Here is a 12708-nt window from a genome sequence, read left to right on the forward strand (position 1 = left end):
AAAAAACGGGGCAGATTTTAAGAATTTTTTACCATTTTTTTCACAAATACGCTTAATCGGCTAGATAGAGATTCGTCTACAGAAACTAACGGTAAACGCAATACGTTCTCTGAAATACCTAGAATTTTAAAGACTTCCTTTATTCCTGCTGGATTACCTTGTTCAAAAATCATATCAATGCAGTCAGCTAATAAATACTGAACCTTATATGCGTCATCTACTTTTCTATTCAGTCCTAATCGGATCATTTCAGAAAATTCTTTTGGAAAGCCTTGCCCAATAACAGAAATAACTCCTGATCCGCCAGCCAAAACAACTGGCAAAGCAATCATATCATCACCGGAAATCACTAAAAAATCTTTAGGTTTATTTTTTATAAGAAGCATTGCCTGAACTAAATCTCCAGCAGCTTCTTTTATTGCAACAATATTTTCAAAATCATTCGCCAGTCTAACAACTGTTGAAGGAAGCATATTACTAGATGTTCTTCCAGGTACATTGTACAAAATTATCGGTAGAGGAGAAGCTTCAGAAATTGCTTTAAAATGCTGGTATATCCCTTCCTGAGTTGGTTTATTATAATAAGGCGATACAGATAAAATAGCATCAAAAGCAGAAAAATCTCTAGTTCCTAACTCTTCAACAACCTTTAATGTATTATTCCCCCCAACACCAAGAACTAACGGTAACCTACCTGCATTAACATCAACAACAGTATCAATAACCAGTTCTTTTTCTTCTGCTGATAATGTAGCATTTTCTGCTGTAGTGCCTAGTATAACAAGATATTCAACCCCGCCATCTATCGAAAAATTCACTATTCTTCTCAGAGCTTCAACATCAATTGAAAAATCGTTTTTAAACGGTGTTACTAAGGCAACTCCAGTTCCTATTAATGATTGCATAATTTAAATTATATTTTATTTAATATTTTTAAGTATCGGAATAATTCATAAACAAAGCCTTTATAATCATCTAAAGCAATGTTTATAAGCATATGATTCAGTCTTTGATCTACAGTTGAAAAACCAGCTTTAAATTTAGCTTTCGAATTATGTGTCAAAAGCATCAAAAACGGCTTTTCTTCAGCATAATAATTAATCAATAAATCAAATTCATCTGAAATAAAGTCATTTATCTCCTTCTGAGTAAACTCACATTTTAGATTTAGATCTTTTAAGCTGAACACTGAATAAGAAAACACTTCTTTACTGTTTAAATTATCACGGTAAGCAATAATTTTGATATTATCCTCAACAATTCCCTTCAGAATTATTTCCTGTTTTAATGCATTTGTTTCTAAAAAACGACTTTCATCTACAACCAGACCTATTCGTACAACTGGAGAATTTAAAGACTCTTCTTTAACATTCAGTAGTTGCTTCTTCAAAGTCTTTTTTAATAAAAAGTTCTTTATAAAATTTAAAAACATAGCATTTTACAAGATTACAAATTTACTTATTTCAGTTACAATTGAGTTGACAAATCTAAAAAACTATAGCAAGCTTTTAAAACTTTTTGTTATATTCTTAACAAAAAGCCTAGTTAAATAATTTACAAATCCTTGAAATAATCAATGCCTTCTTTCTTTCTCCAAAAAATAATTCACCATAAAGAAATAAGACGAAAATTGAGTAACTAAACTAACTAGGGTTAATAAATAATTATAAAAATAGAATTTATACAATACAAAAAAAACATCAGAAATTACAAAACTGACACACATCAGCATACCATTAAAAAAAACTAAACTCCCCGCTTTTATATAATTCAATATCGAAAACACTGTCAACAAACTCAAAATCAACCCAAAAACAACATACAGAGAAAAATCAAGCTCTAGGTTCTCTAATTTTAAATTCAATACTGAAAAACAAATTGCCCCCATACCAATAAATAAAAGAGAAATAGAAAAGATGTCGTTGTATTTATATTTTAAAAATGCAGAATCTCTCCAAGCGAAAAATAATAACAAAATATAAACCATTAATACACATAAAAAGGATCCCATAGGAGACTCGATAATCCTCAAAGTATTAAAAACTTCTCTCACAAAAAACAACAAAAAAATCAAGGCATTCAACAATTTTGTTTTATAATTATTGGACACCAGATAATATATAAATAAAGAGGGTACCACAACCGACTTTGTATAAAGCATTAACATATCGGATTGCAATAATTTGAATATGATAGCCAAAACTGAAGTGACAAAAAACAAAATAAGTGACGGAGTACTAGCTTTCATTCAACATTTTTACAAATCCATCTTCAGAAATTATTGAAATATTCAGCTTAGTAGCTTTTTCCAGCTTAGCAGGCCCCATATTATCACCAGCGACAACAAAATCAGTTTTAGCCGAAATTGAACTTCCCACTTTCCCCCCATTATCTTCGATAACTTTTTTAAGTTCATCTCTTGAATAAGTCGAAAAAACACCCGAAACCACAAATGTTTTCCCCAAGAATTTCTCGGTCGCATTTGGATTTACTTTTTCGATAATCTCAAATTGCACGCCATAACTTTTTAATCGTTCAATTATCTTCCTGTTTTCTTCATTCTCAAAAAACTCGATTACGCTTTTGGCAATTCGTTCTCCAATTTCATCAACCAGAATCAAATCCATAAGAGTCGCCTGCTGCAATGCATCAATACTTTTATAATGCTTCGCCAGTTTCTTGGCAACAGTTTCTCCAACAAAACGTATTCCAAGTGCAAATAGGACGCTCTCAAACGGTATTTCTTTTGATTTTTCAACACCATTAACCAAATTCTCTGCCGATTTTTGTGCCATTCTTTCCAAGTGCAGAATATCTGCCACTTTTAATTCATACAAATCGGCATAGTTATGAACCAAGTCGTTTTTATAAAGCAAGGCAACTGTTTCACCACCAAGACCTTCAATATCCATAGCTTTTCGCGAAATATAATGCTGAATTCTGCCAATAATCTGAGGAGGACAACCGTAAAAATTAGGACAATAATGATTTGCTTCTCCTTCGCTACGAACCAATTCAGTTTCGCATTCAGGACAATGTGTTATGTATTTTGTAATTACTGAATTTTCTGGGCGTTCAGCTAAATCTACCGCAATAATTTTCGGAATAATCTCACCGCCTTTTTCTACAAAAACAGTATCATTTATTCTGATGTCTAATTTTTCAATTTGATCCGCATTGTGCAGTGAAGCACGCTTTACAATTGTCCCAGCCAATTGTACCGGTTCAAGATTCGCAACTGGCGTAATGGAACCTGTTCGTCCCACTTGATAAGAAATAGAATTTAATTTTGTAGAAACCTGTTCTGATTTAAATTTATAGGCAATGGCCCAGCGCGGGGATTTTGCAGTATAGCCCAATTCCTGCTGATGAAGAATACTGTTAACTTTTACAACGACACCGTCTGTCTCATAAGGCAGATTATGACGATGCACATCCCAATAATCAATAAAATCGAAAACCTCTTGTATATTATTAGCCAATTTGGCTTCGCTTGGTACTTTAAAACCCCATTTTCTTGCAGATTCCAATCCTTCAATTTGCGAAGAAAAAGGCAAATTATTACTAATTACCGAATATAACAAACACTCCAAAGGACGTTTGGCTACTTCGGCACTGTCCTGCAGTTTTAAACTTCCTGATGCTGTATTTCTCGGATTCGAATATGGTGTCTCGCCAATTTCAATCAATTCCTGATTCATTTTCTCGAATCCTTTCAACGGCAGAATAATTTCGCCACGAATATCAAATTTATCAGGATAATTACCTTTTAATTGCAAAGGAACTGATTTGATTGTTTTAATGTTATTAGTTACATCATCACCCTGAAAACCATCGCCACGGGTTAAAGCCTGAGCTAATTTTCCCTTTTCGTAAGTAATACTGATTGAAGCTCCATCGTATTTTAATTCACAGGTATATTGCAAATCGACATTTCCTAATCCTCTTTGAATACGTGCTTCCCAATCCAATAAATCTTCTTTAGAATAAGAATTATCCAAGGAATACATACGATATTCATGCGGAATTGTTTTGAAATTTTTAGTAACCGTACCTCCTACCCTTTGAGTTGGCGAATTGCTGTCAAAAAATTCAGGATGTTTGTTTTCTAAATCCTGAAGTTCTTTTAATTTCATATCAAACTCATAATCAGATAACGTTGGATTATCCAGCACATAATAATTATGATTGTGAAGATTAAGTTCTTCCCTAAGCGTTTGAATGGTATCCTGTATATTCATAAACAAAAAAAATGGCTATTCTAGCCGATTAAATAATCTACTAAAATAACCAATTTAAAGTTTATAAATCAAATTTTACGACTCAATAATTGTATTAATTTGATTATATAATTGCCCGTCACTCAAAATAGATCCCTGCTGGATTAATTGAAAAATAGAAAGATTACGTTCCTCAGTAAATTCTTTTTTACCCACTTTCATTTCGATAGTATCTGTAAACATATTATCACTCAGCCATTGCAAGCCTTCTTTAGTCAAGAAATCAACATCAGGAACCAATGATTTTAAAACAATTGATTTCACATAGGTATCAAAACAATGAAATAAAAAAATATGATTTTTGGAGAAAAATTCCAAATATGTAGCTCTGGTCAAAACGCCCTCCCAAACTAAATCTGAAAAAACATCCAGTTCCTGCTCTGCCACTTCTGGTTTATCCGTTTTGATTTGATCCCATTCAGCCTTATCAATTGCCTGAGTCGCCAAAAAATTAGTGAACTCCTGCGTTAATTCTTCAAATTGCTCTTTGGTTAACCTAGAATATTTCATTTTTTAAAGCTTTATGCTCTAAGCTATAAGCCGTAAGCCTAATTCATGCTTACCACTTAACTTAAAGCTATTTGATTAAACAAAAAAATCCCGACTTTCATCGGGATTTCAATATATACATTTAAAAATTATGCTTTTTCAGCAACAATTTCGTATGCTAATTCAACGATTACATCTCTGTGTAATCTAACTGAAGCAGTATATTTACCAGTACGTTTAACGATACCAGAAGTGATAAATTTTCTATCAATTTCTTGACCTGCATTAGCTAAAACTGCAGCAATATCAATGTTTGTAATTGAACCAAATAATTTTTCACCACCTGCTTTTGCAGAAATTTTAATTTCGATAGCTTTTAAAGCCTCAGCCAATGCTTTTGCATCTGCTACAACTTTAGCTTCTTTGTGAGCTCTTTGTCTAAGGTTTTCAGCCAATACTTTCTTTGCAGAAGAAGTAGCTAAATGAGCAAATCCTTGTGGGATTAAAAAGTTACGACCGTATCCGTTTTTTACAGTTACTACATCATCTTTAAATCCTAAATTCTGAACGTCTTTTCTTAAAATAAGTTCCATGTTGTTGTCCTTTGTTTGAGAAGTTAGGTTTCATATTTCAGAAAACCAACAACTGTTAATTTTTAATTATTTCAATAAATCGGCCACGTATGGCATTAAAGCTAAGTGACGAGCTCTTTTCACAGCTACAGAAACTTTTCTTTGGTATTTTAATGAAGTTCCAGTTAAACGACGAGGAAGAATTTTTCCTTGCTCATTAACGAATTTCAATAAGAAATCAGCATCTTTATAATCGATATATTTGATACCTGATTTTTTGAAACGACAATACTTTTTAGTTTTGTTAGTTTCTATGTTCAAAGGCGTAAGATATCTGATATCCCCGTCTTTTTTTCCTGAAGCAGATTGTTGTAATGTTGCCATGATAATTAAGCTTTTTGAGATTTAAGTTTTGCTCTTCTTCTTTCAGCCCAAGAGATAGCATGTTTGTCAAGACTTACAGTTAAGAAACGCATAACTCTTTCGTCACGTCTGAATTCAGTTTCAAAAGCAATAAGAACTTCTCCTGATACTTTAAATTCGAACAAATGGTAAAAACCACTTTTCTTATTTTGGATTTCGTAAGCCATCTTTTTAAGACCCCAGTCTTCTTTAGATACCATTTCTGCTCCTCTACTAGTAAGAAAATCTTCAAATTTGCTTACTGTTTCCTTTACCTGAACTTCAGATAAAACGGGATTTAAAATGAAAACAGTTTCATAATGATTCATAAAAAATTTATTTATTTGTTAAATTGGGTGCAAAAGTAATCTTTTTTTTCAAACAAACAAACCTTAAATAACTATTATCGATGAACGGAGAAAAAAAAATTGAATTTTTAAAATTAAATCAAAAAAAAAACTATTTTTACTCTACCAAATCAAAAACTTGATACTATGAAGCTAAACTGTGTTGTTGTTGATGATAGTTCAATACAAAGAATGATTATTGCGAAGCTGGTTAATAATCATACCAACCTAAATTTAATTGGTGATTTTTCAAATGCGATTGAGGCAAAAAGCTGTATGACTGTTCATACTGTCGATTTAATATTTCTTGATATTGAAATGCCAGTAATCAGTGGTTTTGATTTTCTGGATGGTTTAAAGACCAAACCTCAAATCATTTTCATTACTTCAAAAGCAGAATATGCTATGAAAGCATTTGATTATGATGCTACCGATTATTTACAAAAACCAATTTCTATTGAACGTTTTAACGCTTCTGTCCGCAGAGCGATTGACCACTTTCTTCTCAAAAAAGAAAACAAAGAAGACGAAGGAGAACATATCTTTATTAAGAGTAATCTAAAAAAATTAAAGATATTTACTTCTAAAATCAAATGGATTGAAGCTTTTGGTGATTATGTAAAAGTAGTGACCGAAGATGACAGCAATCTTGTCCTTTCTACAATGAAATCTTTTGAAAATGATTTATCAAAAGAAAAATTTATTAGGGTACACAAATCATATATTGTGAATATTGATAAAATTGACCGTTTCAACAGCAAATTTGCTGAAATCGGAGTGACTAAAATTCCTTTGAGCAGAAATAAAAAAGAAGATTTAGTAAAAGCACTTGCCTATTCGTAAAAAACTACTCTTTAATAAAAATCGACATTTACAGTAACCTTAATAGATCTGTATTGAGAAACAGCCTCAAAACTATTCAGTATCTTCTGAATAGTTTTTTTTGTACCTCCAATAGAATTATTTTGAGGAATTTTAATAATTATAGTCCTTATATATTCATTTCGGATTCTGCTGATTGCAGGCTCTTCGGGACCCAAAACCGGCATGGCAAGATTCTGACTCAGCACTTGGTACAGCCACATTGCACCTTCTTTTAACTTATCAAAATCACGTTGTTTCAAGGTTAGTTTTATAATCCTGAAATAAGGCGGGTACTTATATATCTGTCTATCGTACAATTGCTCCTTATACATTCCTACATAATTTGAATGGGTAACCTGCTGTATTGTATTGTGATTCGGATTATATGTCTGAATAATTACTTTTCCTTTTTTATCAGAGCGTCCTGCACGTCCTGCAACCTGAGTCATCATTTGAAAGCTTCTCTCGAAAGCCCTAAAATCCGGATGATACAGCATCGTATCGGCATTCATGATTCCAACCAGATTCACATTATCAAAATCCAAACCTTTGGCTAGCATCTGAGTTCCCACCAAAATATCAAACTCCCGATTTTTAAAACTGTCAATTATTTTTTCGAAACCAAATTTTCCACGTGTTGTATCCTGATCCATTCGGCCAATTTTAGCATTTGGAAAAATAGTTACCAACTCCTGCTCTATCTGCTCAGTTCCCAAGCCTTTTGTAGTCAAATCAACACCATGACAAGCGTGACAATGGGTAGGATTTGCAATAGAATAACCGCAGTAATGACAACGAAGCTGATTTTTATGTTTATGATAGGTCAAACTCACATCGCAGGACTGGCAATGAGGAACATGTCCGCAGGTAATACATTCTATAATCGGTGAATATCCCCTTCTGTTTTGAAACAAAATCACCTGCTCTCCCAATGATAAAGATGCCGTGATTTCTTCTACCAAAACGTCACTGAAATGGCCGTTCATTTTTTTTCGAAAGTATTTATCTTTCAAATCAACCAGAAAAACTTCAGGCAGGCTTGAATTTCCAAAACGCTTCAAAATCTCAACAAATCCAAACTTACCCGATTTAGCATTATAATACGTTTCAAGACTTGGCGTCGCCGAACCTAAAACCACTTTCGCCTTATGAGCATTCGCCAAAACAATAGCTGAATCACGGGCATGAAACCTGGGAGCAGGATCTGACTGTTTAAAAGTCTGTTCATGCTCTTCGTCTATAATTATAAATCCTAAATCATAAAAAGGCAGAAACAGAGCTGATCTGGCACCAATTACAATCTGAGCTTTTGGCGCATTCAATAAAACCTGATTCCAGACTTCTACTCTTTCGTTATTACTGTATTTAGAATGAAAAACAGCCACCTTATTTCCAAAATGCGCTCTGATTCTGGAAACCAATTGAGCAGTCAAGACAATTTCCGGCAACAAATACAGGACCTGCTTTCCCGTGTCCAGATATTCTTCAATAAGTTTAATATATATTTCAGTCTTTCCGCTTGAAGTAATTCCGTGTAAAAGACAAACTGATTTTTCTTTAAAACTTTCTTTTATCGATTCAAAAGCTTTTTGCTGATCCGAACTCAACTGCAGTTCATCTTCCCTTCCTTTTCCGGAAAAATTAATTCGGTCTTCCTGCAGGTAATACTCTTCTAAAATTTCTTTTTCGATCAATGCCTTTACAATCGCAGGAGAAGATTGAGCAGATTCTACCAATTTTTTAACGGTAATCGGCTTTTTTTCGGAAGCACTTAACTGGAAATAATTCAGAACTATTTCTTTTTGTTTGCTGGCACTTTTTAAAATTTCAAGCAGGTCTTTTAAGCCATCATTAGAATCGTATTTCGGATGCAATCTGACATATCTAACCAATTTTGGTTTGTACGTTTCCTGCAATTCTTCCTGCAAGATCAAAATATTTTTATCAATCAATTTTTGAATAACAGGAAAAATATTTTTCTTATTCAAAATCGAAATAATATCCTGAATTTTTAACGAACTCTGTTGCTGTAAGGCTTCATAAATTAAATACTCATCATCCGAAAGCAGACTTTCATCAACAGATAAGTCATTTTTTCTTGTTATCAGCGTTTCACTTTCTAACAACAAAGCACTTGGCATGGCGTTACGATACACATCACCTATGGCGCACATATAATAATCGGCAATCCACAACCAATGCTTGATTTGAAAATCTGTTACTAATGGAGCTGTATCTAAGATTTGATGTATTTCCTTGGCCTCATATAAAGCTGGTGTGTTATTGTGAATTTCAATAACCAAAGCCGTATAAATTTTGTTTTTTCCAAAAGGTACCGTAACCCTCATTCCCTTTTTTATAAAAAGAAATTCAGCCTCCGAAACTCTGTAGGTAAAAGTCTTGGCTAGAGAAAGCGGTAAAACAACTTCAACGAAATGCATGTAAAGAATTTATGGTCTGTAAAATTACTTTTTATTTAATTTATTATCAGACGCTTTTTTAGTTTTATATTCCTGAACCATTTTTAAAGTATGATTCAAAGACTCTGTATTAGTCCAATCATCATGACCTGGAATAATATATTTTGGATTTTTAAATTTTGCCTGAACTTTTTTAATGGATTCTTCCCACTCATTTACATACGCTTCTCCCAAATAACCTAAGTCTTTGGCTTCTGCGCTTTTGATAAAACATCCTCCATAAAGCAGTTTTTCTTTATCAAACCAAACAACTATATTGTCTGACGTATGCCCTTTTCCCGGATAATAGACCTCAAATTTATATTTTCCAGAACTGAAAACAGTATCATTAGGAATTACAAATTTGGCTCTGCCTTCATTTTCATTTTTTAAAATTTCGTCTGTTAGTTTTATAGTATATGTTTTAATTCCTTTTTGTCCATAAAATTCTAAACCTCCTGCCCGATCTTCATGAGAATGCGTTACAAAATACATTACTACATCCTTTTTATGTTTAGATTTTATACTGTCTAACAAAGGCTTAAACTGTGATTCATCCCACGGAGCATCAAACAAGACAACACCTTTCTCAGTAACCAGATACATTGCATTTGCAGAAACTAAAACTCCATTATATTCATGAAAAGTTTTATAGATGTAAAAGTCACCTGCAAGATGAGTTATTTGCAACGGCGAATTTTTAGACTGCCCAAAACTTTTTGAGCATATTATAAAGACTAAAATTATCGTTGCAAATTTTCGCATTTGTAATACTAAAATTAATTTTTGACTCTTATCCAGTATTGAGTTCTTCCAACAAGTGCAATTCCAATGTAACCACGAAGTTTCAATTTATCAGGAGATTCCAATGTGATATAGCATTTGTATTTTTTTCCGTTTTCAGGGTCTAAAATTGTGCCTCCATTGTATTCTTCACCATCTTTTTTGAGGCCGTTCATTATAACCATTCCTAAAATTGGTTTATTTTTCTCAGCACCATCACATTTCGTGCAAACATCTTTTTTGTGTTCTGCGCGAAGTATTTCTACAACTTTGGCATACACTTTTCCTGATTTTTCGTAAACTTCTACAATCGATTTTGCTTCTCCGGTTTCATCATCAATGGTTTTCCATTTTCCTAAAACTGTCTGTCCCTGAGCATTAAAAATCATCGAAAAACACATAACCAAACCAAATACGATACTTCTTTTCATTTTTTCTTAAATTATTAATGCAAAAATTATATTATTCGAAATTAACTCATCGAATTACTCATCGCAAGAATACAAAATTCCATTTAAACAATAACAATTTATTATCAAACTTTAGTTCTCCGATCTGCTCTTTTTTAATTTACGAATAGTCGCATTCAATTCAAACCCTAATAATAAAATCATACAGTTAATCCAGATGTAAAACATCATAATCAACAATGTTCCAATCGAACCATACAGCTCATTATACTTTGAAAACCGCAGCACCCAAATTCCGAAAAAATAGGATGAAATAATAATAAGCACTGTAGTAAAAACTGAACCTACACTAATGAATGGCGGTTTATGTGACTGCTTAGTCCCGTATCGCAATAAAACAGAAGATGTAATCAAAATCATTAATATTACAAGAAGGTATCTTCCTAAAATTATCAAAGGAATTTTATCATTCAAGACATCTTGTATTGCTGTGCTTTGAATCAAAACCTCAAAAACTACAATAATTGCAACTGTCAGAAGTAGAAGAATAGAAAGCAGTAACGAAATTCCCAAGGCAACAAAATACTGATTCAAAAAACCTCTTTTTTCCAAAACATGACGGGAAGATTCAAATCCGCCAAGGATTCCGTTTATACCATTTGCCATCAGGAAAATAGACAAGAAAAATCCCGAAGACACTAATCCGGTATGACTGTTGTTAAGAATATCGTTTACAATATTAGCAATTGCATCATAGGTATTTGGCGGAACTCCCTCTCTTACAAATTCCAAAAAATCGTTTTGAAAACCTTCTATAGGAATGTAAGGTATTAAGTTTAAAATAAATAAGGCAAATGGAAACAGTGCCATAAAAAAGCTGAATGCAACTGCACTGGCATGATATGAAAATGCTCCGTCGATGATACCTTCAAAATACAATTCCAATAAATCATAAAAAGAAAATCCTCCCAAACCTGGCATTTTAATCTTCTTCAAGATATGCATCAGATTTCTGATAATTGGGATTTTTTCGATTTTTGCCTCGATCTTAAACGTCATAACCTTAAATCGCTTTCAAGCTTAAATCCATATTATAAACGGAATGTGTCAATGCGCCCGAAGAAATATAATTAACCCCGCATTCTGCGTAATTGCGCATTGTTGTCTCATTAATATTTCCCGAAGATTCGGTTTGGCATTTGCTGCCAATTAAAGCTACAGCTGTACGCGTATCTTCATAATTGAAATTATCAATCAATATTCTGTGTACTCCGTCACTTTTTAAAATCTCTTCAATTTCAGAAAGATCTCTGGCTTCAACAATAATTTTTAAGTCCAAATTATTTTCTTTCAGATACGCTTGTGTTTTGGCTATTGCCAATGTAATTCCGCCAGCAAAATCAATGTGATTATCCTTTAGCATAACCATATCATACAATGCAAAACGATGATTTTCTCCACCTCCGATTGTAACTGCCCATTTCTCGGCAACACGAAATCCTGGCGTTGTTTTCCTTGTATCTAATATTTTTGTATCAGTTCCTTTTAACAGCTGTACATAACTATTTGTTTTGGTTGCTATGGCACTCATTCTCTGCATCGAGTTTAAAACTACTCTTTCGGATTTTAAAATCGACTGCGAACTACCCGAAACATGAAAAACAACATCTCCTTTTTTGACTGGTGTGCCATCTTGAATGAAGGTTTCAATCTTCATATTTGGATCCACATATTCAAATATCATTTTTGCAAAAGCCACTCCGGCGATAATACCTTCTTCTTTTACCAATAATTTGGCTTTACCCATTGCATTTTCTGGGATACAAGCCAATGAACTATAATCTCCGGTTCCGACATCCTCTCTAATAGCATTTGCAATCAATACTTTTAGTTCGTTTTGAAACTGCTCTTCAGTAATCATCTTTTTATTCTTTAATTTGGATTGCTAAAATAAGATTTATTTTGTGCAATAAAAAGCAAGTGAGTTTGAAAAATTAAGATTTTTACATTTATTTATGACTAAATCAATATTTCAATTATTAACTTTTCAAGCATCCCTGATTTTACTTTTAAACAAAAAACCTGCAGGAATTAAATTCCAT

Annotated in this window: 13 protein-coding genes; 1 reads left to right on the forward strand and 12 read right to left on the reverse strand. The window is 32.9% G+C overall.

Translation table 11 applies throughout. The annotated features are described in order from the left end of the window. Positions 1–17: 17 nt before the first annotated feature. The 7 genes from dapA to rpsF form a co-directional block, all read right to left on the reverse strand. Positions 18–905, reverse strand: a complete 888-nt coding sequence (gene dapA / locus C8P67_RS09070) for a 4-hydroxy-tetrahydrodipicolinate synthase (RefSeq protein ID WP_115812538.1) — start codon at positions 903–905, stop codon at positions 18–20. Positions 906–913: 8 nt separating this feature from the next. Beyond that, a complete protein-coding gene (locus C8P67_RS09075; RefSeq protein ID WP_115812540.1) occupies positions 914–1432 on the reverse strand; it encodes a DUF6913 domain-containing protein in 519 nt (172 codons plus the stop codon). An 805-nt stretch (positions 1433–2237) separates the two neighbouring features. Further along, positions 2238–4241, reverse strand: a complete 2004-nt coding sequence (gene ligA / locus C8P67_RS09085; protein ID WP_115812544.1) for an NAD-dependent DNA ligase LigA — start codon at positions 4239–4241, stop codon at positions 2238–2240. A gap of 75 nt (positions 4242–4316) precedes the next feature. Then, the gene (locus C8P67_RS09090) at positions 4317–4790 is read right to left on the reverse strand and encodes a DUF6495 family protein (protein WP_115812546.1); all 474 of its coding nucleotides are present in this window, start codon (positions 4788–4790) and stop codon (positions 4317–4319) included. Between the two features lie 128 nt (positions 4791–4918). Continuing rightward, positions 4919–5362 carry a 50S ribosomal protein L9 gene (gene rplI / locus C8P67_RS09095; protein ID WP_115812548.1) on the reverse strand — a complete coding sequence of 148 codons (444 nt, stop codon included), beginning with the start codon at positions 5360–5362 and terminating at the stop codon, positions 4919–4921. A 66-nt stretch (positions 5363–5428) separates the two neighbouring features. Continuing rightward, on the reverse strand, positions 5429–5725 hold the full coding sequence (rpsR, locus tag C8P67_RS09100) for a 30S ribosomal protein S18 (protein ID WP_007138295.1): 297 nt from the start codon (positions 5723–5725) through the stop codon (positions 5429–5431). A gap of 5 nt (positions 5726–5730) precedes the next feature. Then, a complete protein-coding gene (gene rpsF / locus C8P67_RS09105; RefSeq protein WP_077370382.1) occupies positions 5731–6072 on the reverse strand; it encodes a 30S ribosomal protein S6 in 342 nt (113 codons plus the stop codon). Between the two features lie 165 nt (positions 6073–6237). Here rpsF and C8P67_RS09110 point away from each other — a divergent pair, with 165 nt between their 5' ends. Beyond that, complete coding sequence (locus C8P67_RS09110; RefSeq protein WP_115812550.1) at positions 6238–6933, forward strand: LytR/AlgR family response regulator transcription factor; 696 nt, start codon at positions 6238–6240, stop codon at positions 6931–6933. 11 nt (positions 6934–6944) lie between these two features. Here C8P67_RS09110 and priA read toward each other — a convergent pair whose 3' ends face one another. The 5 genes from priA to nadC form a co-directional block, all read right to left on the reverse strand. Then, positions 6945–9395 carry a replication restart helicase PriA gene (gene priA / locus C8P67_RS09115; RefSeq protein WP_115812552.1) on the reverse strand — a complete coding sequence of 817 codons (2451 nt, stop codon included), beginning with the start codon at positions 9393–9395 and terminating at the stop codon, positions 6945–6947. Positions 9396–9419: 24 nt separating this feature from the next. Further along, positions 9420–10178, reverse strand: a complete 759-nt coding sequence (bla-B1-FLAV, locus tag C8P67_RS09120) for a subclass B1 metallo-beta-lactamase (RefSeq protein ID WP_115812554.1) — start codon at positions 10176–10178, stop codon at positions 9420–9422. A 14-nt stretch (positions 10179–10192) separates the two neighbouring features. Continuing rightward, positions 10193–10627: a DUF2147 domain-containing protein gene (locus tag C8P67_RS09125; RefSeq protein WP_115812556.1), complete on the reverse strand. Its 435-nt coding sequence runs from the start codon at positions 10625–10627 to the stop codon at positions 10193–10195. Positions 10628–10738: 111 nt separating this feature from the next. Continuing rightward, a complete protein-coding gene (locus C8P67_RS09130) occupies positions 10739–11665 on the reverse strand; it encodes a YihY/virulence factor BrkB family protein (RefSeq protein WP_115812558.1) in 927 nt (308 codons plus the stop codon). A 4-nt stretch (positions 11666–11669) separates the two neighbouring features. Further along, the gene (gene nadC / locus C8P67_RS09135) at positions 11670–12527 is read right to left on the reverse strand and encodes a carboxylating nicotinate-nucleotide diphosphorylase (RefSeq protein WP_115812560.1); all 858 of its coding nucleotides are present in this window, start codon (positions 12525–12527) and stop codon (positions 11670–11672) included. Positions 12528–12708 lie beyond the last annotated feature (181 nt).

This window comes from Flavobacterium aquicola (assembly GCF_003385115.1).
Taxonomy (GTDB): domain Bacteria; phylum Bacteroidota; class Bacteroidia; order Flavobacteriales; family Flavobacteriaceae; genus Flavobacterium; species Flavobacterium aquicola.